We start from the raw sequence: 22,092 nt of genomic DNA, 5'->3' as shown, positions 1-22,092 counted from the left end.
TACATTTGTAACCAGAAAGCACAAATAAAATTAAAATGAAAATAGAGCAAATATATACTGGATGTCTGGCGCAAGGAGCGTATTACATACAGAGTGGCGACGAGGCGGTAATCATAGATCCATTGAGAGAGGTGGATTCATATGTCGAGAAGGCCAAAGAGAATGGAGCAACCATCAAATATATTTTTGAAACTCATTTTCATGCTGACTTCGTGTCCGGGCATCTTGATCTGGCAAAGAAAACAGGTGGAAAGATTGTATTTGGCCCAACGGCTGTGACTGCATTCGACTGTCACGTAGGACAGGACGGGGAGGTTTTTGAAGTTGGAGACATCAAAATCAAACTCTTACATACGCCAGGTCATACAATGGAAAGTAGCACTTTTCTACTGATAGACGAACAGGGTAAAGAAACAGCGATATTTTCAGGAGACACTTTATTTATTGGGGATGTGGGGCGCCCAGATTTAGCCGTCAAATCTGACCTTACGGAAAAAGACCTTGCAGGATTTCTGTACGAAAGCTTGAGAACTAAAATCATGACCCTACCCGACGATGTAGTTGTGTATCCTGCACATGGAGCGGGGTCAGCGTGCGGCAAGCACATGTCCTCGGAGACCTGGGATACTCTGGGCAATCAAAAGAAGACCAATTATGCCTTGCGTGCTGATATGACCAAAGACGAATTTATCAAAGAGGTAACCGAAGGAATCATGCCTCCGCCACAGTATTTTGCTAAAAATGCGATGATGAATAAGTCAGGCTATGAAAGCATAGATACAGTAATGCAAACAGGCACAGTGCCGTTGGACGTGGAGACCTTTGAGGCTATGGCCAATCACGAAGGGGCTTTGGTACTGGATACCAGACATCAGAATGACTTTGTAAAAAGTCATATTCCCAATTCTATCTTTATTGGTATAGACGGCAATTTTGCTCCATGGGTAGGTGCGTTGATCACAGACCTAAAACAGCCAATAGTTTTTATCGCAGATCCAGGAAGAGAAGAAGAAGTAGTTACTCGACTGTCCAGAGTAGGTTATGACAATACCTTGGGGTATCTAAACGGGAGTTTTGCAAGCTGGACAGCCGCAGGAAAAGAGACAGCAAATCTGGCTTCAATTTCTCCAGAGGAATTTGAGACTCATCTGAATAGTAGTCACACGAATATTCTAGACGTAAGAAAGCCAGGTGAGTATACTTCTGAGCATGTAGATCAGGCAATAAATTTCCCATTGGACTTTATCAACTCACACATGGGAGAAGTCAATGCCGACAACCAATACTATCTGTATTGCGCCGGCGGATATAGATCAGTTATCGCTTCGTCCATTCTCAAATCACGAGGAATTCATGATTTAGTAAATGTCGAACTTGGATTCAAGGGTATCATTGAGACAGGAATTAGTAGAACCGAATATGTATGCCCAACAACTATTAAATAATATAAGATGTATCAAAATATTGACGAAATAGCCTTTGCTGAAAAATTTGAAGCGGACCAAAATGCTGCTTTACTGGATGTCCGGACTCAAGAAGAATATGATTCAGGGTTTATAGCCGGATGTGAGCTGATGGATATTTTTCAGCCTGACTTCAGAGAAAAACTTGAAGGGTTAGATAAATCAAAGAATTATTACGTGTATTGCCGCAGTGGTAATCGAAGTGGTCAGGCTTGTGGCCTAATGGCTCAAATGGGATTTTCGGGAGAGCTTTATAATCTAGAGGGAGGCATTATGGGCTGGACTCAGGATATCGAATATTAACATAAAAATATTGCATGGAACTGGTCCATTTTATACAACAACCCTGGCCTTGGTATATTGCCGGTCCTATGATTGCCGCGGTCATGTTTCTATTGCTCTATTTTGGTAAGGATTTTGGCGTCTCCGGAAATTTAAGAACCCTCTGTACTATCGCTGGTGCTGGTAAGGTCAATTCTTTTTTCAGATTCGATTGGAAGGAAAAACTATGGAATCTAGTATTTGTTATCGGTGCATTACTTGGTGGGCTGATAGCCAGAGAGTGGCTGAGCGTATCTGAAGCCGTAGACATTTCCGAAGCTACTATAGCAGAGCTAAAAGGTCTGGGTATTGACAACCCAGGATCATCATATCTCCCAGCATCCATTTTCGGTTGGGAAGCACTCTCTCAGCCAAAGTATGCATTCATGTTGATCATGGGTGGAATGCTTGTCGGATTTGGTACCCGATACGCCGGAGGATGCACCTCTGGACATGCTATCAGCGGATTGAGCAATCTGCAAGTGCCTTCACTCGTAGCCGTCGTTGGCTTTTTTATAGGTGGGCTTTTAATGACACATCTGATACTGCCATATCTACTTACGTATTAATTACCAGCCATGAAATTTGCAAAGTATCTATTTACGGGAATTTTATTTGGTATAGTATTGACTAAATCAGAGGTTATTTCCTGGTATCGGATTTATGAAATGTTCAATTTTCAATCCTTTCATATGTTTGGTATTATCGGGTCGGCGGTGATCATAGGAATATTCATAATACAAGGTATCAAAGGCTTTGAAATGAAATCCAGTGATGATGAAAAAATACAGATCAAACCAAAAGATCCTGTTTTTTGGAGATATCTAATCGGCGGAACCTTTTTCGGGTTAGGCTGGGCTATGACAGGGGCATGTCCCGGTCCCATGTTTGTACTTGTTGGTCATGGAGCCACCATATTCCTATTGGTCATAGCAAGTGCCATGCTTGGCACGTTTCTATACGGGCTACTTAGAGAAAAACTGCCACATTAGCCTTCTACTCACCTCGAAGGTAAATCACCGGATTGATCAGCGAAGCTTTTATCAGCTGATAGCTGATAGTGGCAATGGCGATCAAAAATAGCAAGCCTCCCGAAGCAACAAATATTATTGGCTCTAGTGCAATCCTGTAGGCAAAGTCATCCAGCCATTGGTTAGCAAAATAGTAGGTGATCGGCCAGGCTATCACATTGGATATAATGATTAGCAGCATATAGTTCTTGGCCATAAGGAAAACCAATCCGCTCATGGGCGCGCCAAGTACTTTTCTAATGCCGATTTCTTTTAGCTTGTTTTGAACCGAAAATGCTACCAGAGCATAAAGACCCAGGCAGGCTAAAATCACAGCGAGTGTAGAGGCCGTACTAATCAGGTCAGCTATTTTATCCTCTTTGACATACATGGCCTGAATACCATCGTCTACAAATTCAGCCTCGAATGGCAAATCTCCTGCAATAGCACGCCAATCAGCATCCATGGCATGTAAGGTCGTAATCAGATCATTGCCGTGAACTCTAACCAGTATTTGCTCCAGATTGACAAATGGCATAACGATGCCCATCGGACCAATGGCTGTGTGAAGCGATCCAAAATGAAAATCTTCAACCACGCCAACGACCGTTCTCTCCCGATTATGAAAGTTTATTTTTTGTCCAATAGGTTCTTCTAATCCTAATTTGGCAACGGCCGACTGGTTCAGGACTACTGCAGTAGCTGAATCGACTGGGAAGTCTCTCGAGAAAAAACGACCTTCCAGCAATTTGATGCCAGTGACCTCCAGAAAGTCATATTCAGTTTGGTAATACGCTAGCTGATGAGAATCATTGACAGTTTTTCCTTTGAGCCAGGCTGGCCCGCTGCTAGCGGATCCATCAAACGCATGACTCGCTCTCGTGAGATTCAATACCCTGGGGTTACTCAAGAGCTTGTTTCTTAGTGCCTCATAATGCCCTTCTTCTGTACCCAACCGCATTTTAATCAAAGTCTGCTGATCAAATCCCAAAGATTTGTTTCTGATAAAATCCATTTGGCTAACGACCACTAAGCTTGATACAATCAAGCTACCGGCAATGACAAATTGAAAAATGATCAGACCTTTTCTTAGCCAGATACCAGATCCAATTGAGAAAACTTTACCCTTAAGCGCTTGGATAGGATTGAATGCAGATAGAACCAGTGATGGATACATACCAGCCAGAAGACCTATTATTAGAGTGCAGAGAATAAATAGCGGCAGATGTTTTAGATAGATAAGAGGAGAGGCTGGTAGAGCTAATCCAAAGGTGTCACTGAAAAAAGGTGCCAACGTAAGGATCATCGTCATGGCAAGCACCAGACTGATCAGGCTGACTATCATAGATTCTATAAGAAATTGCCGTCTTATTTTTGATCGCAGCGCACCCAGCACCTTTCGAACTCCTACTTCTCGGGCTCTGCGCAAGGATAGAGCTGTGGACAAATTCATAAAATTGACACTGGCAATAAATAGAATCAGCAAGACAATAACACTCAGTCCAAACACGGACGATTTACTGCCGACCTGGATAGACTCTCCCATGTTGGTGTAGTGTGCAGATCCTAAATACAGGTCGGACAGCGGCTGCAAGTTGACAATGATCTTTACATCCGATCTATTCTTATAATTTTCTTTGTAAAGTGTAGTGATTTGTTCCTCTAGATTTTCAGATTGCGCATTGGGTTCTAGTTCGACATAGGTCCAAAACCCAGCCCATCCCCAGCTATTTAGATCCGCCAGATATCCGTCGGGCACCACGTAGGTAGAAAATGATATGAGTAAGTCAAACGAAATATGAGAATCTGTAGGAAGAGGGGCTAAGATGCCTGTGACCTTGAGAGTAGTTTCGTTATCAACAGTAATCAATTCACCGATTGGATTCTTCTTACCAAAAAATTTCATGGCCAATTCCTCCGTTAGCACCACGTTGCCCGGAGCATCCAACGCGGTACTTCTATCTCCAGCTAGCAGCGGGAAATCAAACATTTCAAGAAAAAGAGAATCTGCATAGAATCCATTGCCTTGATAAAAGGAGCGATCCTCAACAGAATAGAGGAGTTCGTCCGTATATCGGAGCCGGGTGGTTCTTTTTACACCAGTAAACTTTTCTCTGATCGCTGGTGCCAGAGCAGGAGGGGTGCGAGCCCAGTGATTGGTGCTATTGGCACGCTCGAAACAATTGGTAACTCGATATAACTGCTCACTGTTGGAATGAAACTGATCAAAGGTGAGCTCTTTTTTGACGTATGAGAAAATGAGAATACAACTGGCCAGGCCAATGGCCAGCCCTATAATATTAATAGAAGCGAATGTTAGATTTTTTTTAAGACTTCTGAAGGTGATTAAGATGTAGTTTCCGATCATAGATATAGAGTTTGAGTGGGTGGCAGATGGTCTGTTTCTTAAAGTGTATTTGTTGATAAATCTAAAAATGGAAAGCCAATAAAGGAGCTGGGCATGGCGTAAGCCTTTATTGTCGAGATCGTCATAAAACTTCTCGTGCAAGTCCCCCTGAATTGATTCCGTAAGCTCATTGTTGCAGTACCATTCAAAAATTCGATCTGCCAGCGGAGGCGGAATAGGAGCGTTGTTTTTCATTCGATGATGATTTTTGGGATGAGACTCCAAAGCTGATTTCTTGCATCATGAGATTCTCTTAAGGCCAACTTTCCAGTTGCGGTGATGGAAAAGAGCCTTTTTCTTCTCCCGCCACGAGACGTTGATGATCCACCGATTTGAGACTGGACAAACCCTTTATCTTCCAAGCGATAGAGCGCCGTATGAACACTACTCAAAGTGACAGCTCGGTTTAGCTGGTCTTCAATTGCTTTTGTGATCGAAAGCCCATAGGCTTGATCATGCTGAGCGGCCACAAGTAGTAATACAATTTCTTCAAATTCACCAAGTGCGTATTTCATTATTTACCCATTTGTAAAACAAATAAACAAAACGACAATTACCTAAAAAGGTTACACTGGTTAATTGATTCTAATAGAAGTTTGAAGTAGAGCAATCCTATTATATTTGATTAGAATCTAAACTTTGAGTCCTAATCAAAACCTAATCTCATGGAATCGGATAAGCTAAATATAATTTTTTATGTGTTTATCGTCATATTTTCTATCACAGCGATTATCACGTTCTTGGGTATTACCAACGTCATCAAATCGATCAGCGCCAAGTATTTAAATGCCCTTTTCGGTGCACTAATATTGGAGGTTGCCGCAGCGGTCTTATTGTCATATAAGCAAATAGACTTCGGTTGTGAAACTGAAGAAGTACTCGTGAAGCTCACTAGAAATATAGAAGGTTTGCCAAATGACGCCACAGTGGAAGAAAGACTGATCGTTTTGGAATCGTTGGTTTTGCAAGGAGAAAATGCTTCGAAAAATATTGATGAATTAAATCAAAATACAGTGCTCTTGGAAGAACAATTGTCTGAATGCCAGGAGACAAACGGCACTGCCAATGAAGAGATCAGTAAGCTTGACAAGGTATTTTATTCCAATGTAATAAAATTGAGAATTGTATCTGAAAAGTTTCGTGGTCGCACGATCAACTTGCTATGGGATAGGTCGGGTAAGCAGGAGGTTTATCAGATATTGGGCGAGATATTTAGAGACCTTGGACAGGTCGGGCCAAATGATGATTTGTCCACTAATTTCATCCTTAACACTTATATCAAGTTTGCCAATGCCAGTGGATGGGACTACTTGCTAAAGAAAAATGAAGCTGATGAGTATGTTCAGGTTTTGGTTGATGAATATGCGACCACATTATTTCTAAGAAAATACCTCAATCAAAAATATCCGCTTAAAAAAATGTGAGTGTCAGATTCTATAATTTGCAGAGACCTGTAAATTAATTGGCTGCAGATTTAATTAGTTATTAATTAAGTTTTTAGGAACTTAATAATTATTCTTATATCTTCAGGTATAACCTAACCTATGAAAGATCAAGACCTATATATTTCAGCCAAAACCTCATCTTATAAAGCAGCTGCTGCTAAAAAAGAGCTGAATAATAACGATAATCTTCATTCATTTGAATCTCGCCATTCCCCAATTCAACATGATCTGAATGGCTTGGCTAGTAGCAGTCGAGACGTACGCGATACGGGTCAAATTCAACTAAAGGCAGATAGTTTCATTAGTTCATCCCAACAAACTATTCAGAGGTACGCCATGACTGATCAAGGCAAAGAGTCCAATGGCCGTGCTATTTTGCTTGAAAACCCAATATCACTTTATGCAGGTCCAGCGCAATTTGATCAGGCCAATGGTATCGGTGGTGATATTGAATTTCTGCAAGGAGCTAGCAAGATGGTCGGAGAGGCTGAATTAAAGAAAGTGATGCCTCGGGTGAAAGATGCAAGCACATTGGCTGGGGTCCTGGCAGGATTTGATGAGGAATCGGAAACGGATACTGTTACAGATATAGCCAAGAAAAAACATTATCCATCCGCCTTGGATTTGGAGGAACAATTGAAGGATGAAGTAAGACCAGTATGGAAAGAAAAATCACCGGAAGAAAGAGAGGCATTCTTTGGTACAAAAAGTGGAGCAGAAATGAAAGAGATGATCGCCGACTTATCGGAAATAGCCTTAGAATTTCTCATGCATTTCGGTAATTTTAGTCAATCTGAAATTGCAACAAAATTAGAACATTACCTTCGAGCACAGAAGGAACTTTCGGAAAGGCCTCTTATGCCTAGTGACTGCCGAGCTATGGCAAGCTATGTGGCCGGTTTTGATGCTGGTTCGCAAGGCGTAGAAACTGACGAAATCGCCGCCGGCAATGTGTATGAATATACTGCTAGAGATGCAGGCACAGCAGAGTGGCCTTTTCATTATGCCACGATCATCATGACTGATGGAGCGGATCATATTACAATGGAGAACGCCGCAGCTAAAGAATCCGACGAATTTAGTAAGATGCGATACGACCACAGCTGGTTCTTCGAAATCTATGGCGCTGCCCTGGGTCAAACCTTTGATGATAAATACGCCAGCGATATGGGCGACGAATAGCAGCAACGTCTTTAAAATCTAATTCTCTTATATACCTCTAACCCATAATTCTCTACGAGTCGATTAGTATCTACAACCACCGGGCATCTGATTTGATCATGCACGTGTGATTAATGTCTGCTCCATATCTTGTTGTATTTACAATAAGACAGGCAACTAGTCTCCGACTTAGTAGCCAATTGATAGCACCAATATGTCCTATTACTGGTCTTTACGTGAAGTAAACTTGCCGAAGCTTTTGAGAACAGCTAAGACACGATCGTGTTCTGGTGTAATAATCACTATTAATAAACTAAGAATTATGAAAATCATTAAAAACACCAATTTTTTCATTGGTTTAATCATCGTTTGTTTGTCTATATATTCGTGTGATGATGATGAAAGTACCTCCTTTACCAGATATTATATTCAAGGTCAGCAGGCCGTTGATCCAGGTGATTCAGGTGTGTATTCATTGGGCAATCATGATGGAAATTTTGAATGGACAGTGAACGACGATGATCTCGCCGAGATCATATCTACTACTGATAAAGAGGTAGAGGTTAAATTTAAAATGAGTGGAGTGGTGAGAATTGAGGTGACAGACGGGTCCAAAAATGGCTACCTCGATGTGACAGTGAATAGTTCGGATGCCTCAGAAATAACTGCCACTTACGCCGGGTCAGGTATACTGCATAATGCTACCCAGGATACCGTTTTTCTTTCCTTTAGTGCCGCATTGGCTACTGTGCCAAAATTGATCCTAAATGGTCTTAATGTCCAGGATACTTCTGGCTTTTTTACTGATGACGATCATAAAGCAATAGCTCCATTCAATTCGGCTGGAGAGACACTTTCTGCACTGAAATCATATAAGAGCAGTGAATCTGAGTATTATGCGATCTATAAAGCAGGTGCCGGAAACGGGCAACCGGAGGCCAAATTGACTTCAGTAAAAATCGATGAGACCCATGGCGGTGACGAAGTAGAAGATTTCTATATCAAATTGCCTATGGTAGACAATGTAAGACCAATTGGAAAAATAGAGCTTTCGACCACTGCGGCCAATGATGATACTGAAGTGACCATTACGGTCACCTTCAATGAAGCGATGAGAGCAGTACTGTCATCAGACCAGGATACCTTAGTCTTTTTTGATATTTCAGGAGGAGGTATTACCTCAGCTACAGACACGTTGTGGGAAACACATGACCCTATGGTGTGGACATCAAAATTTGTGACTGATGGGACTGGAGATGGTACATTGACTGTATCCATTGGAGATATTGTTGATTTGGGTGGCAATACCTGCTCGACTCTTGCTGACGCCACTATGGAAATAGACAATACAGCGCCTACAGCTTCTGGATCTGTTGCCGTATTATCCGATACTCAATCGGTGTCCATCACTACCGAAGGGCAGTGGTTGATGGTAGCGGCTGACACAGATGAACCAACCTCCATGGCTGATTTTGCCAGTGGCGGGTCTGGGGACAAAATAATGGTTGTAGAACCGGGTGAGTATGACTTCTATTTTATAGCAGTAGATGCAGCTGGAAACGAAAGTACCATTATCTCACAATTGGGTGTGGTTATTACTGAATAGTCGCAGCAATTGAATTAAAAAAGGGCCAACATCTGTTAAGATATTGGCCCTTTTTGTTTTTATATAAAGTGATCTAAGCTTGATAGGCTTAATATCTGCCTTAAACTAAGCGAATGAAATTATCCTGCTACTCTAAGCTTGTTTATTTTCGACTTCTCAAACTTCTCTTCAGCGTAAGCTTTGCTTACAACAAGTTTTTTGACTTCACTCTGTGAGGGCAATTCGAACATGGCATCATTGATGATGGCCTCACAAATAGAACGTAGACCACGAGCACCCAGCTTAAATTCAAGTGCTTTTTCTACGATGTAATCCAAAGCTCCTTTTTTAAACTCTACCTCAATGCCTTCCATATCAAATAGCTTGGTATACTGCTTTACCAAGGCATTTTTTGGTTGGGTCAAAATCTTGCTTAGCGCCTTGCCGTCGAGTGGGTTGAGGTGAGTCAATACTGGTACACGACCAATCAGCTCTGGTATCAAACCAAAACTCTTGAGGTCCTGAGCTGTGATGTATTGAAGTAAATTTTCTTTATTTAGCTCACCGTAGGTGTCAGACTTCTTCGAGTTAAATCCCAAAGGACGAGTATTTAGTCGATTGGCAATGTTGCGGCTGATCCCGTCAAAAGCTCCACCACATATAAAGAGAATATTCTCTGTATTCACAGAAATCATTTTCTGATCGGGGTGTTTTCTGCCACCTTGCGGGGGTACATTGACTGAGGTTCCCTCCAGCAACTTTAGCAGTGCCTGCTGAACTCCTTCTCCACTTACATCTCTGGTGATCGATGGATTGTCTGACTTTCTCGAAATCTTGTCTAGCTCATCGATATATACAATGCCTCGCTCTGCAGATTCTACATCATAGTCTGCAGATTGTAGCAAACGCGTCAAAATACTTTCCACATCTTCTCCCACATAACCGGCTTCTGTAAGTACGGTCGCATCAGCTATGCAAAAAGGTACTTGGAGGATTTTGGCGAGTGAGCGTGCAAGGTAAGTCTTACCTGTACCGGTTTCACCCACCATAATTATATTGGACTTTTCTATCGTAACCTCATCCTCATCAGTAGGCTGTGAAAGTCTTTTGTAGTGGTTGTACACGGCTACCGAAATGACACGTTTTGCTTCATCCTGACCAATTACAAATTGGTCAAGATGCTCCTTCATTTCGATCGGTTTAATCAAATTGAAATTAGGCGCATCAAGGCTATTTTTGGTATTAGACTCTTCGCTTAGAATTTGATTAGCCTGAGCAATACACTTATCACAAATGTGAGCATGTATCCCTGATATCATCAAATCAACATCCTTCTTATTCCTTCCGCAAAATGAACAGGTTACCTGGGCCATAATAAATTAATTTTCAAAATTTCTCAAAGATAACGATTAATCGGTAGCTTTTCGTTCGAGAACTTCATCGATTAGCCCATATTTCTTGGCCTCCGATGCTTTCATCCAATAATCGCGGTCGGAATCCTTTTCGATTTGGTCGTAAGATTTGCCACTATGTTTGGAGAGGATCTCGTACAAGTCTTTCTTTACAGAAAGTGTTTGTTTCAATGAAATCTCCATGTCAGATGCCTGCCCTTGCATGCCTGCCATAGGCTGATGGATCATAATTCGGGCATGAGGAAGAGCAGCTCTTTTGCCGGCGGCACCGCCTGCGAGCAGCACAGCACCCATAGACGCAGCTAATCCAGTACAAATAGTGTTTACATCTGGGTTTACATAGTGCATCGTGTCATAAATACCCAATCCTGCATATACTGATCCTCCAGGGCTATTCACGTAAAGTAAAATATCTTTTTTAGCATCTACAGACTCCAGAAACAACAACTGAGCTGTGATGATATTGGCAATATTGTCATCCACTCCCATGCCAAGGAAAATAATCCTATCCATGATCAATCTGGAGAAAACGTCAATTTCTGCAAATCTGGTGGGTCTTTCTTCAATCACCGACCGAGTCATATTCTCAATATGGCCTGTGTATTGATCGAAAGTGTTTCCATTTATATTCTGGCCTTTTACGGCAAAATCTCTGAATTCTTTTTTATCCATTTCTATTTGGTCTTATATACGGGTACAAAAAAACAAAAAAAGTCCTTAATTCAAAGGACTCCTGTTAAAGACGGTGAGCGAAAGTAAAGGTTTATACTCTGGCACAAAAGATTTAGGCTCTCGGCCGTACCTTTTGAGGTCTAATTCTTTTGCTCGTTTTATGCTTTCTCTTTGTATTCTTCTACAGAGACTTCTTTAGTCTTGATCGTGATATTGTTTTTGACAAAAGCCATTACCTTATCGTTGAATACCTTTTCACTAAGCTTCATATAGTTTTGACCTTCTTCACCTTTCAGATAGTTGTCAGCAAATGAATCGATATTTTGCTCCATAGCATCAGACATACCCATAGATCCAAATTGAACTCTGATCATGTTTTTGGCTTCATTTACCACCTCTTCATGCTCAGTTTTGATCTCGTTATCTTTAGAGATTTTATTTTTAATCAATGACCACTTCAGGTCATTGGCATATAGTGGATAGTCCTGGTCGATTTGCTCTTTGGTGAGCTCGTTTTTATTCGACATCTCCAACCACTTCTTCAGGAAGGTGTCAGGCAAAACCATTTTTGTTTTCTCAATGAATTTGTCTCTGATTTTCAAATCAGTGTAACCTTCAGTTTCCTTTTGATAGTTCTCACCAATAGAAGATTTTATTTTTTCTTTAAACTCTTCTTCAGTTTTCACTGCATCCTTTCCAAAGGTTTTGTCAAACAACTCCTGATTTATTTCGGCAGGAATTGTTCGATTCACATTCTTTACTTCGAATTTGATCTTGCCTTTTAGGTCTTGATTGCCTTCACCTAAAAAAGTCTTTCTATAGTCTTCATTTTTGACTGCCTTGGTAGGGTCAAATTCGATGATGTCACCTGCTTTTTTACCGATAAAATCCTTTTGAGCTTTTTTCTCAACCTCATTGAGGTCAAGCAGGCTTCCTGCATTTTCTTCGTTTCCATCTACCAGAATATTTCCAAATAAAGAATCACCAGTCTCAGATACTTCAGGATTGGTCATCTCTCCGAATTGCTTTTGAAGATTTTCTACAGTCTCAGAGAGTAGTTTGTCATCTATTTTGATAGAATAGGTCTCCACCTTCACTTTACTATCCACCTTTAGATCAAATTCAGGTACGATTCCGATTTCATATTCAAAATCAAATTCCTTTGCGTTTTCCCAATCCAGTGAAGTTGCCTTTTCAGCATTAGGCAGTGGATCGCCAAGAATTTGGATATCGTTTTCCTTTATGTAATCCATTACCTTTTGTGAAACCATGTGATTGATCTCTTCCACTAGTATGGATTTTCCGTACATTTTGTTCACCAGACTTTGAGGAACCTTACCAGGCCTGAACCCTTTGATCTGTGCTTTTTTACTGTACTCTTTTAGTTTTTCTTCAACTTTGGGTTGATAATCAGCCTCCTTTAAATTAATTTTAATAAGAGCCTCTGTTTTCGTTTTTTGATCTAATTGAATGTCCAAAATTGTAGTCTTTTATGGTATGAATTCAAAAAATTAAAAACCCTCTAGCCTGAGTAATTACAGGAAAGAGGGTGATTATTTGTGCGGATGGAGGGACTCGAACCCCCATGCCTCGCGGCGCTAGATCCTAAGTCTAGTGCGTCTACCAATTTCGCCACATCCGCATGCGTGAAATTTTTGGAAGTGCAAAGGTAAGTAGATAATTGGATTAGGCAAACAGTGACTGTAAAATATTTTTTTGTTTTTTTAAGGTTAGAAATTTGAACTTGGGAGCGTTTAAATTTGCCTTTAGAAATTAATCAGTTTTCAAACCAAAATTATAGGATGGATACGCAGGTGATGATTGACGAAGAGGAGGAGAAGAAAGAGATCATTAGGCGCTATAGAAAGCTACTTCGTCATGCTAAGCCCTTTCTTCAGGACAATGATGCGAAGGAAATCAAGAAAGCCTTTTATATTTCTGTAGAGGCGCATAAGAATATGCGTAGAAAATCCGGAGAGCCTTATATCTATCATCCCCTGGAAGTAGCAGATATATGCGTCCATGAAATAGGATTGGGTACTACCTCGATTATCTCAGCACTACTTCATGATGTAGTAGAGGATACGGACTGGGAGCTCAGCGATATCAAACGCGAATTTGGTCCTAAGATCATGCGAATCATCGATGGCCTCACTAAGATATCCGGAGTGCCTGGGGAAAGTGTATCTGAGCAGGCGGAAAACTTCCGAAAAATGCTACTTACGCTTTCGAATGATACACGGGTGATTTTGATCAAACTGGCTGATCGATTGCACAACATGCGTACGCTCGAAAGTATGCCTAGACATAAGCAGCTAAAAATCGCTTCAGAGACCTTTTACTTGTATGCACCGCTCGCTCATCGACTTGGATTATATGCCATCAAAACTGAGCTGGAAGATCTCTCGATGAAATACCGTGAGGCCGATGATTATCGAGCCATTGCTGAAAAAATAGAACAGTCCAAAGACGACAGAAATAAATTTATCAGAAATTTTGTCCGGCCGATACAAAAAACGGTTACAGAGCAAGGTTATCAGGTAGAGATTAAAGGACGTACGAAATCTATCTATTCAATTGCCCAAAAAATGAAAAAGCAGGACATTCCTTATGAGGAAGTCTATGACCTGTTCGCCATTAGAATAATTATAGATACCGATTTGGACAAAGAGAAAGCTGCCTGCTGGCACGTCTACTCTATCGTCACGGATTTCTATCAGCCCAATCCTGATCGACTGAGAGATTGGGTGAGTATTCCTAAAGCCAACGGCTACGAATCTCTGCACACCACCGTCATGACTAAAAAAGGGCAGTGGGTTGAGGTTCAGATTCGAACCCGCAGAATGGACGATATTGCCGAAAAGGGATATGCTGCCCACTGGAAATATAAAGATGGATCAGCTAAAGAGAATGAATCAGCTCTGGATGCATGGATCGGAAGGGTGCGTGAGTCGTTAGAACAAAATGATATATCGGCCATAGAATTTGTGGATGATTTCCGATCCAATCTTTTCATGGAGGAAGTCTATGCTTTTACTCCCATGGGAAAACTTATCACACTACCCAATGGATCTACCGCGCTGGATTTTGCATTCGACGTGCACTCCGAAGTAGGTGCTACATGTATCGGAGCTAAAATCAACCACAAGCTGGTACCTATCAATACCAAGTTGAAAAATGGAGATCAGGTAGAAATACTCACCTCATCGAAACAGAAACCGAAGGAGGACTGGCTAAGGTTTGTTGTGAGCTCTAAAGCCAAATCTGGCATCAAGGACTATCTCAAAGAAGAGAAAAAGAAAGCGGCTATTGAAGGAAAAGAAATTGTAATAAGAAAGCTGAAACAGATCAAGTTGAGTCTCAACAATGATACAATCAATAGGCTGGTTGCCTATTTTGGGTCTAAAAGCCCGTTAGACTTTTTCTTTGAGGTAGGTATTGGCAAGATTGATTCTAAGGACATCAAAAAGATCAACGAAGTCAAAAAAGAAGTTGCCAAAAAACCTAAAAATACACATACGAGTGCCGAAGAAGTAAAGAAGACCATCAGAAAGGTGCACGATACGGGTACCTCCGATATGCTGTTGATCGGAGAGGACATGGATGTTGTAGATTACAAATTTGCCAACTGCTGTAAGCCAATTCCTGGAGACGACGTGTTTGGATTTGTAACAGTGAGCGAAGGGATCAAAATTCATCGCACCTCTTGTCCCAATGCTACAGAACTGATGTCCAACTATGGCTATAGAATTATGAAGGCCAAATGGACTTCACAGCAGCAGATTGCTTTTCTTGCTGGTATTCGTGTGATCGGCACCGATAGAATCGGAATGGTGAATGATATCACATCCATTATTTCTACTGACCTCAAGGTGAATATGAGATCCCTTACTATAGATACCGATCATGGAATTTTTGAAGGTAACATATCCGTTTATGTCGATGATACCGTACACCTAAATACCATGCTGGAAAAATTGGGGAAAGTCGAAGGTATAGAAAGTGTGAGTCGCTTTGATTTATATGATAAATAATAGGTTTAATAGGCTATATTTGCCGGCGGAAAAACAACGGTATTCTATAATTTCCAAGTATTGAGCGAAATCAAACATCATATCGATCCTAAGACTAAAATATACGAAGAGGTAAAAAATATTTTTACCAAGTTTTTGGAGTCCAAGTCCCTTCGCAAAACTCCAGAACGATACGCTATTTTGGAGGAGATTTATAGCAAATCGGGTCATTTCGATGTGGAGACTCTCTACATCAGCATGAAGAATAAAAATTATCGTGTGAGTCGTGCTACCGTTTACAATTCTCTTGACCTACTGGTGGAATGTAATCTAGTGACCAGACATCAGTTCGGACAGAACCTAGCGCAGTATGAGAAGTCCTATGGCTTTAGACAGCACGATCATATTTTGATGTCGGACAGCGGAAAGGTACTTGAGTTCTGCGATCCCAGAATTCAAAATATCAAACAGACCTTAGAGGATATGTTTGACATCGAAATCACTAATCATTCATTGTATTTCTTTGCTAAAGAAAAAACGAATAAACAGTAAAATTTGCTACCCTATGAATTATAAAATCAGTCACGAAGGTGAGATAGTGTTCATTAACTTCCATGGCGACCTTATAGGTGAAGAAAATGGCCCGGAAATTATTGAATCCGTCAATGATACATTAAGCAACAACATCGTGAAATGCGCTGTTGATATCTCAGATGTGAGATACATCAACAGTAGCGGCATAGGCGTCCTGATTACTATTCTCACTAAGTTTAGAAACAAAGGGGGAGAAGTGATCATAGTAAACCCATCCGAACATGTAAAAAAACTATTGGTAATCACTAAACTCAATGTGATCTTTTCCATTGTAGATACCATAGCTGAAGCAAAAGAAGAACTTAATAAATAAAACCAAATGTCTGTAGATGTATTGCTTGGACTTCAATGGGGAGATGAAGGAAAAGGTAAAATAGTAGATTTTCTCACACCAAAATACGATGTAATTGCAAGATTTCAAGGTGGCCCAAACGCAGGCCATACGCTGAAATTTGGGGACACCAAACATGTCTTGCATCAAATACCTTCTGGTATCTTCCACAAAGGAGCAGAGAATGTAATCGGCAACGGCGTGGTGCTGGATCCAGCAATTTTCAAGAAGGAAATCTTAGCGCTGGAACACTTTGAAAATTATGATAAGAGCAGACTTCTGATTTCTAAAAAAGCGCAGCTCATCCTACCCACACATAGAATTCTCGACGGTGCTTACGAGCATGCCAAAGGAGACAAGAAAATTGGCTCTACCTTGAAAGGTATCGGCCCAACCTATGAAGACAAGATTTCTCGCGTAGGACTCAGAGTAGGAGATATCCTGAGCAAAGATTTCACTACGAAATACAAAGCACTTCGCCAGCGACATTTGGATATCCTCTCCAGATACGACTTTGAATTTGACCTGAGCGAATTGGAAACTGCGTTTCACGAAGGCATAGACTTTTTGAAGTCCTTCCAAATGATAGACAGCGAATATCACTTGAATCACAGGCTCGCAGATGGTAAATCGATTCTGGCAGAGGGAGCACAAGGATCATTGCTCGACATCGACTTTGGAAGCTACCCGTTTGTGACCAGCTCTAATACAACAACAGCTGCAGCTTGCACTGGCTTAGGTGTGGCAGTTAATAAAATCGGTGAAGTTTTTGGAGTATTTAAGGCCTACTGTACAAGGGTTGGAAGTGGCCCATTTCCAACAGAGCTCCATGATGCAACTGGTGAACTGATTAGAAAAAATGGCGGTGAGTTTGGTGCCACTACAGGCCGTCCTAGAAGATGTGGATGGCTGGACCTACCTGCGTTGAAATACGCAATTATGGTCAATGGAGCTACTAGATTGTACATGATGAAAGCGGACGTGCTGTCGGGATTCGATACCATTCAGGTATGTACAGCCTACAAAGACGAGAATGGAAAGCTTACCGATGAGATGCCTTTTGACCTGAACGATCAGGGAGTCACTCCAGTCTACGAAAACTTTGAGGGATGGTCAGAAGATCTCACCGAGGTGGCTGAATATAACGATTTGCCTCAAGCAGTAAAAACATACGTTGAATTTATCGAAGAGCAAGTGGGATTAACAATAGACATTGTATCTGTAGGCCCAGACAGAAAGCAGACTTTGTTGAAATAAGATTGCTTTACTCTAGAATATCAAGAACCGAATGGGAAATCTCATTCGGTTTTTTTATGCTTAAATTGTACTTAGCTCACCAAATTGAGCCAATTGTAAAATACACCCTCCTCTTTTGAAACATTGGTAGTCCTACCCCAAGGTCCATCTTTTCTATCTTCGATGTATTGTTTCAAAATAGAAAATCATAGATGAAAAAAATCCTCCTTATATCATTTACATGGTTGGGAAGCTTGGCCGCCATAGCGCAGTACAACTCTCAGGAAATAGAAGCTAAAATTGACAGTATACTACCATTGCTCACCCTCAAGGAGAAAGTAGCTATGTGTCATGCGCAGAGCAAATTTAGCTCACCCGGGGTACCCAGATTGGGAATCCCAGAAGTGTGGATGTCTGATGGCCCACATGGCGTGAGAGCAGAAATAAGCTGGGATAGTTGGGCCTACGCCGGCTGGACCAACGACTCGATTACGGCTTTTCCCGCGCTGACCTGCCTGGCAGCCACCTTCAATGATTCTTTGGCTCACGCCTATGGTGTGGCTGTAGGAGAAGAAGCTCGGTATAGAGAAAAAGATATTTTGTTGGGACCCGGAGTGAATATTTATCGCACCCCGATGAACGGTAGAAATTTCGAATATATGGGAGAGGATCCCTATCTAGCCTCAAGGTTAGTGGTGCCCTATATCAAAGGCGTTCAGAAAAATGGAGTGGCTGCATGCGTCAAGCACTTCGCCCTCAACAATCAGGAACGATGGAGAGACCATATTAATGTGGAGGTAAGCGATCGTGCGCTTTACGAAATATATCTACCTGCTTTCAAGGCCGCAGTCCAAGAGGGAAAGGCCTGGTCGATCATGGGTGCTTATAACCAATTTAGAGGTCAGTATTGTTGTCACAATGAATTGTTGCTCAATCAAATTCTAAAAAAAGATTGGGGTTTCGACGGTGTAGTGGTTACTGATTGGGGAGGAGCACACGACACCAAAGAATCTGCTCTTTATGGATTGGATATAGAAATGGGTACGGGGACCAATGGACTGACGTACTCCAAAGTAAATGCCTACGAAAACTACTATTTGGCTGGACCATTTTTGGAAATGCTTGAAGAAAAGGAGGTTGAAGAGTCGGTGGTGGATGATAAAGTTAGAAGAATTCTGAGACTCATCTACAGGACTAGCCTGGCGTCCAACAGACCACTGGGAAGCGTAAATACAGCTGCACATCATGCAGTAGCTCGGAAGGTAGCTCAAGAAGGGATCGTGTTGCTCAAAAACGACAATGACTTTTTTCCAATTGAAGATAAGCCTGACCTTAAGATCGCAGTGATTGGAGAAAATGCAATTCGAATGATGACAAAAGGTGGCGGTTCATCCGAGTTGAAACCACAGTTTGAAATCTCCCCATTACAAGGTATTGAGGAGCGATACAAGAAAGCGACCATCACTTATTCGATGGGGTACGCTTCGGGAGCCCCATCTTATGGCAGAGAGAACCCACCCCCATTTGATAAAGATTCACTGCAGCAGGCCGCTGTACAAGCCGCATCCGAAGCTGACCTTGTGCTTTTTGTAGGAGGATTAAACAAAAATCACCATCAGGATTGTGAAGGTGGGGACAGAAAACAATTTGATCTACCATTTGGCCAAATAGAATTGATAGATGCATTATATGCGACCAACAAAAAACTCGGCGTAGTGATGGTCAGTGGAAATGCTGTGGAGATGTCCTGGCTGCCCAAAGTAAAAGGACTAATTCAAGCCTGGTATCTAGGCACAGAGACTGGTCATGCGCTGGCCGATGTGATTTCTGGGGATGTCAATCCATCAGGAAAACTACCGTTTTCCTTCCCTAAGAATTTGGAAGACAACGGTGCGCATGCCTTCGGCAAAATTTCATATCCAGGCGACAGCATCAATCAACAGTACAAAGAAGACATTCTGGTTGGATACAGATGGCATGATACTAAGAAAATTGAGCCACTGTTTAGCTTCGGATACGGCATGAGCTATACGGACTTCAGCATAAGTCAGGTAGCCTCTGATAAGACAAGCTATGCTTCGGACGACCAGATTTTGGTTACTTATGAAGTAAAAAATCTAGGAGGTCTGGCAGGAGCTGAAGTGGTACAAGCTTACGTCGGAAAGATAAAATCCAGCGTAAGCCGCGCGACCAAAGAGCTCAAAGGGTATCAAAAAATAATGCTCCAGCCAGGGAAGGTTGGCAAAGGGCAGCTAAAGATCAATGTAAATGATCTGGCCTACTATGATGAGTCGATTTCCGATTGGAAAATTGAAACCGGAGACTATTACATATTTGTAGGAAATGCCTCAAATGAAATAGTTAAGAAATTAAGAATATCTGTCACTAAGGATTCAAAATCATGAACAAATTAAGCACGTTAGTATTTTTTATTGTTTGCACGTTCGCATGCCAACAGCAAAAGCAGCCAAAAGTGGAGGCAAATACAGCAACTCTTCCTTCCTTCACTACAGCTGGCAAGCAAGTGACTGTGTACACTACTTCTAGCAATTCTGATCTTCGATTGTCAAAAACTCAATCCACGAGCTTTGCTCCAGCTGAGCAACCGAAGGAGACCGAAGTTTCCATTTTTGTAAATCCATCGAAGACTTTTCAAAAGCTATTGGGAATCGGTGGGGCGATTACTGATGCTTCCGCAGAGACTTTCGCCAAGCTGTCAGATGAAAAGCAACAAGAATTGTTGACAGCCTATTATGATGAAAAAGCCGGGATAGGATACTCACTCGCCAGAACCAACATCCATAGTTGTGATTTCGGCAGTGGCAGCTACACATATATCGAAGAAGGAGATAAGGAATTGAAAACCTTCGATATCGCACACGACCGTGAGTTCAAAATACCAATGATCAAACGTTCTATAGCTGCCTCTGGAGGAGAGCTTTTGCTCTACGCTTCCCCCTGGAGTCCGCCAGCATTCATGAAAGGCAAAGAGAACATGCTTCGAGGAGGAAGCCTCTTGCCAGAGTTTCGTGACGCATGGGCTACCTACTACACAAAGTTTATCAAAGCCTACGAAAAGGAAGGAATGCCCATTTGGGGAATCACCATCCAAAATGAGCCAATGGCTACACAGAGTTGGGAATCATGCATTTATACCGCTGAAGAGGAACGTGATTTCTTAAAAAATCATCTGGGCCCTATCATGGAAAAAGAAGGCCTGGGGGATAAAAAAATTGTAGTTTGGGATCACAACCGAGATTTGATTGCCAATCGGGCCAATACCATATTTGGTGACCCGGAAGCGGTAAAATATGCCTGGGGTATTGGTTTTCATTGGTATGAAACATGGACGGGAGCAGATCCGAACTTCAACAATCTGGACGTTGTAAATGAAAATTTCCCAACGAAAAACCTACTCTTTACCGAAGGATGCAATGAGCGATTTGACGCAGCCAAGTATCAATACTGGCCAAATGCTGAAAGATATGGCCGATCAATGATCAACGACTTTAATCAAGGCACAGTAGGTTGGACCGACTGGAATATTTTGCTAGATCATACGGGTGGGCCAAACCATGTAGGAAATTTCTGTTTCGCCCCAATACATGCTGACACGCGCACTGATGAGTTGGTTTATACCCCTACTTACTACTACATAGGTCACTTTTCGAAATTCATCAAACCCAATGCCGCAAGAGTAAGCACTGCAAGCAGTCGTAGCCAACTGCTTAGCACCTCATTTCTAAACGAAGACGGATCGCTTGCTACTGTAGTAATGAATCCCGGCGATGATAGTATTACCTACAAAGTATTCATTGACATGGAAGCCGTATCATTGGAAATTGCCGGCCACTCCATGCAAACTTTACTGATCAAATAGATGAAACATATTATACATTTTGCACTAATCACCTTCATTGCTGCCTGTCAGCCACCTAAAGACAAACCTACTTTAGAAGAAGAGGCCGTTCCCATAGAAGGCACTTGGCAACTGCTCTCCGCAGAAACCATTGTCGGAGTAGACACGACCTTCAAAGACTACACGATCAGCATGAAAGGCATAAAAATGCTCAACGAAAATCATTTTGCATTTTTTCAACATGACCTGACCAAAGGGGTGGATAGCACTGCACGATTTGTCTCTGGAGGAGGCCCATATACCTTCGAATCCGGGCGATATGTCGAGCAGTTGGAGTATTGTACCGCCCGTCAGTGGGAGGGTCATACCTTCGAGTTTGAAATGACTCTCAAAGGAGATACGCTAGTCCAGGAAGGAAGAGAGAAACTAGAAAATCTAGGAGTAGACCGAATCATTAAAGAGACTTATCTCAGATTGGACTAAAAGTAGGATTGTACTAGCTAAGGATTTTCAGTCCAAAAAAATGGAAGTCCTTAAAAATGACGGGTATCGGAATAGAAGAAAAAACCCTTGAGTAGATTTA

At 41.7% G+C, this 22,092-nt stretch carries 19 protein-coding genes and 1 tRNA gene; 14 read left to right on the top strand and 6 right to left on the bottom strand.

What is annotated here, in order from left to right; translation table 11 throughout:
* Positions 1-35: 35 nt before the first annotated feature.
* From ABJF11_RS15960 to ABJF11_RS15945, 4 genes are read left to right on the top strand one after another with little or no spacing between them, the layout of a single operon-like run.
* Positions 36-1,445: an MBL fold metallo-hydrolase gene (locus ABJF11_RS15960; RefSeq protein WP_348121025.1), complete on the top strand. Its 1,410-nt coding sequence runs from the start codon at positions 36-38 to the stop codon at positions 1,443-1,445.
* A gap of 6 nt (positions 1,446-1,451) precedes the next feature.
* A complete protein-coding gene (locus tag ABJF11_RS15955; RefSeq protein WP_348121024.1) occupies positions 1,452-1,766 on the top strand; it encodes a rhodanese-like domain-containing protein in 315 nt (104 codons plus the stop codon).
* 14 nt (positions 1,767-1,780) lie between these two features.
* Positions 1,781-2,353, top strand: a complete 573-nt coding sequence (locus ABJF11_RS15950) for a YeeE/YedE thiosulfate transporter family protein (RefSeq protein ID WP_348121023.1) — start codon at positions 1,781-1,783, stop codon at positions 2,351-2,353.
* Positions 2,354-2,362: 9 nt separating this feature from the next.
* Positions 2,363-2,776 carry a DUF6691 family protein gene (locus ABJF11_RS15945; protein ID WP_348121022.1) on the top strand — a complete coding sequence of 138 codons (414 nt, stop codon included), beginning with the start codon at positions 2,363-2,365 and terminating at the stop codon, positions 2,774-2,776.
* Between the two features lie 4 nt (positions 2,777-2,780).
* On the opposite strand, the gene ABJF11_RS15940 is transcribed toward ABJF11_RS15945, so the two are convergent.
* Positions 2,781-5,396, bottom strand: a complete 2,616-nt coding sequence (locus ABJF11_RS15940) for an ABC transporter permease (RefSeq protein ID WP_348121021.1) — start codon at positions 5,394-5,396, stop codon at positions 2,781-2,783.
* On the bottom strand, positions 5,393-5,716 hold the full coding sequence (locus ABJF11_RS15935; RefSeq protein ID WP_348121020.1) for a helix-turn-helix transcriptional regulator: 324 nt from the start codon (positions 5,714-5,716) through the stop codon (positions 5,393-5,395). Before ABJF11_RS15935 ends, ABJF11_RS15940 begins: the two co-directional genes overlap by 4 nt.
* Before the next feature lie 150 nt (positions 5,717-5,866).
* Here ABJF11_RS15935 and ABJF11_RS15930 point away from each other — a divergent pair, with 150 nt between their 5' ends.
* The 3 genes from ABJF11_RS15930 (at position 5,867) to ABJF11_RS15920 (ending at position 9,413) form a co-directional block, all read left to right on the top strand.
* Positions 5,867-6,625, top strand: a complete 759-nt coding sequence (locus tag ABJF11_RS15930; protein WP_348121019.1) for a hypothetical protein — start codon at positions 5,867-5,869, stop codon at positions 6,623-6,625.
* Between the two features lie 120 nt (positions 6,626-6,745).
* Positions 6,746-7,828, top strand: a complete 1,083-nt coding sequence (locus ABJF11_RS15925) for a hypothetical protein (protein ID WP_348121017.1) — start codon at positions 6,746-6,748, stop codon at positions 7,826-7,828.
* Positions 7,829-8,129: 301 nt separating this feature from the next.
* The gene (locus ABJF11_RS15920; protein ID WP_348121016.1) at positions 8,130-9,413 is read left to right on the top strand and encodes a hypothetical protein; all 1,284 of its coding nucleotides are present in this window, start codon (positions 8,130-8,132) and stop codon (positions 9,411-9,413) included.
* Between the two features lie 119 nt (positions 9,414-9,532).
* Here the strand turns inward: ABJF11_RS15920 and clpX are convergent, their stop codons facing one another.
* The 4 genes from clpX to ABJF11_RS15900 form a co-directional block, all read right to left on the bottom strand.
* Positions 9,533-10,765, bottom strand: coding sequence for an ATP-dependent Clp protease ATP-binding subunit ClpX (clpX, locus tag ABJF11_RS15915; protein ID WP_348121015.1), 1,233 nt, complete (start codon positions 10,763-10,765; stop codon positions 9,533-9,535).
* A 36-nt stretch (positions 10,766-10,801) separates the two neighbouring features.
* A complete protein-coding gene (locus ABJF11_RS15910; protein WP_348121014.1) occupies positions 10,802-11,476 on the bottom strand; it encodes an ATP-dependent Clp protease proteolytic subunit in 675 nt (224 codons plus the stop codon).
* Positions 11,477-11,634: 158 nt separating this feature from the next.
* Complete coding sequence (tig, locus tag ABJF11_RS15905; protein WP_348121013.1) at positions 11,635-12,954, bottom strand: trigger factor; 1,320 nt, start codon at positions 12,952-12,954, stop codon at positions 11,635-11,637.
* Positions 12,955-13,036: 82 nt separating this feature from the next.
* Positions 13,037-13,118: transfer RNA gene (locus tag ABJF11_RS15900), tRNA-Leu, on the bottom strand.
* A gap of 160 nt (positions 13,119-13,278) precedes the next feature.
* Here ABJF11_RS15900 and ABJF11_RS15895 point away from each other — a divergent pair.
* The 7 genes from ABJF11_RS15895 to ABJF11_RS15865 all read left to right on the top strand — a co-directional run bounded on the left by ABJF11_RS15895 (position 13,279) and on the right by ABJF11_RS15865 (position 21,992).
* Positions 13,279-15,510, top strand: coding sequence for a bifunctional (p)ppGpp synthetase/guanosine-3',5'-bis(diphosphate) 3'-pyrophosphohydrolase (locus tag ABJF11_RS15895; protein WP_348121012.1), 2,232 nt, complete (start codon positions 13,279-13,281; stop codon positions 15,508-15,510).
* 60 nt (positions 15,511-15,570) lie between these two features.
* Entirely contained in the window at positions 15,571-16,041 is a 471-nt protein-coding gene (locus tag ABJF11_RS15890) for a transcriptional repressor (protein ID WP_348121011.1), read from the top strand.
* A 13-nt stretch (positions 16,042-16,054) separates the two neighbouring features.
* The gene (locus tag ABJF11_RS15885) at positions 16,055-16,396 is read left to right on the top strand and encodes an STAS domain-containing protein (RefSeq protein ID WP_348121010.1); all 342 of its coding nucleotides are present in this window, start codon (positions 16,055-16,057) and stop codon (positions 16,394-16,396) included.
* A 6-nt stretch (positions 16,397-16,402) separates the two neighbouring features.
* On the top strand, positions 16,403-17,671 hold the full coding sequence (locus ABJF11_RS15880) for an adenylosuccinate synthase (RefSeq protein ID WP_348121009.1): 1,269 nt from the start codon (positions 16,403-16,405) through the stop codon (positions 17,669-17,671).
* A gap of 191 nt (positions 17,672-17,862) precedes the next feature.
* Positions 17,863-20,055 (top strand): glycoside hydrolase family 3 C-terminal domain-containing protein, encoded by a 2,193-nt coding sequence (locus ABJF11_RS15875; RefSeq protein ID WP_348121008.1) that lies wholly within the window; start codon positions 17,863-17,865, stop codon positions 20,053-20,055.
* Positions 20,052-21,530, top strand: coding sequence for a glycoside hydrolase family 30 protein (locus tag ABJF11_RS15870; protein ID WP_348121007.1), 1,479 nt, complete (start codon positions 20,052-20,054; stop codon positions 21,528-21,530). The genes ABJF11_RS15875 and ABJF11_RS15870 overlap by 4 nt, the downstream gene beginning before the upstream one ends.
* Positions 21,531-21,992, top strand: coding sequence for a hypothetical protein (locus ABJF11_RS15865; protein WP_348121006.1), 462 nt, complete (start codon positions 21,531-21,533; stop codon positions 21,990-21,992).
* The last annotated feature ends 100 nt before the right edge of the window (positions 21,993-22,092 follow it).

The organism is Reichenbachiella sp., from assembly GCF_039941815.1.
GTDB lineage: Bacteria > Bacteroidota > Bacteroidia > Cytophagales > Cyclobacteriaceae > Reichenbachiella.
This window is presented reverse-complemented; position numbering and strand designations above follow the sequence as displayed.

Bases quoted from the DNA above. Each gene is read 5' to 3' on its own strand.
- ABJF11_RS15925 (WP_348121017.1), top strand. From the start codon at position 6,746: ATGAAAGATCAAGACCTATATATTTCAGCCAAAACCTCATCTTATAAA.
- ABJF11_RS15920 (WP_348121016.1), top strand. From the start codon at position 8,130: ATGAAAATCATTAAAAACACCAATTTTTTCATTGGTTTAATCATCGTT.
- ABJF11_RS15875 (WP_348121008.1), top strand. From the start codon at position 17,863: ATGAAAAAAATCCTCCTTATATCATTTACATGGTTGGGAAGCTTGGCC.
- ABJF11_RS15865 (WP_348121006.1), top strand. From the start codon at position 21,531: ATGAAACATATTATACATTTTGCACTAATCACCTTCATTGCTGCCTGT.
- ABJF11_RS15910 (WP_348121014.1), bottom strand. From the start codon at position 11,476: ATGGATAAAAAAGAATTCAGAGATTTTGCCGTAAAAGGCCAGAATATA.
- ABJF11_RS15950 (WP_348121023.1), top strand. From the start codon at position 1,781: ATGGAACTGGTCCATTTTATACAACAACCCTGGCCTTGGTATATTGCC.
- ABJF11_RS15940 (WP_348121021.1), bottom strand. From the start codon at position 5,396: ATGAAAAACAACGCTCCTATTCCGCCTCCGCTGGCAGATCGAATTTTT.
- ABJF11_RS15945 (WP_348121022.1), top strand. From the start codon at position 2,363: ATGAAATTTGCAAAGTATCTATTTACGGGAATTTTATTTGGTATAGTA.
- ABJF11_RS15880 (WP_348121009.1), top strand. From the start codon at position 16,403: ATGTCTGTAGATGTATTGCTTGGACTTCAATGGGGAGATGAAGGAAAA.
- ABJF11_RS15870 (WP_348121007.1), top strand. From the start codon at position 20,052: ATGAACAAATTAAGCACGTTAGTATTTTTTATTGTTTGCACGTTCGCA.
- ABJF11_RS15960 (WP_348121025.1), top strand. From the start codon at position 36: ATGAAAATAGAGCAAATATATACTGGATGTCTGGCGCAAGGAGCGTAT.
- ABJF11_RS15895 (WP_348121012.1), top strand. From the start codon at position 13,279: ATGGATACGCAGGTGATGATTGACGAAGAGGAGGAGAAGAAAGAGATC.
- clpX (WP_348121015.1), bottom strand. From the start codon at position 10,765: ATGGCCCAGGTAACCTGTTCATTTTGCGGAAGGAATAAGAAGGATGTT.
- ABJF11_RS15935 (WP_348121020.1), bottom strand. From the start codon at position 5,716: ATGAAATACGCACTTGGTGAATTTGAAGAAATTGTATTACTACTTGTG.
- ABJF11_RS15955 (WP_348121024.1), top strand. From the start codon at position 1,452: ATGTATCAAAATATTGACGAAATAGCCTTTGCTGAAAAATTTGAAGCG.
- ABJF11_RS15930 (WP_348121019.1), top strand. From the start codon at position 5,867: ATGGAATCGGATAAGCTAAATATAATTTTTTATGTGTTTATCGTCATA.
- ABJF11_RS15885 (WP_348121010.1), top strand. From the start codon at position 16,055: ATGAATTATAAAATCAGTCACGAAGGTGAGATAGTGTTCATTAACTTC.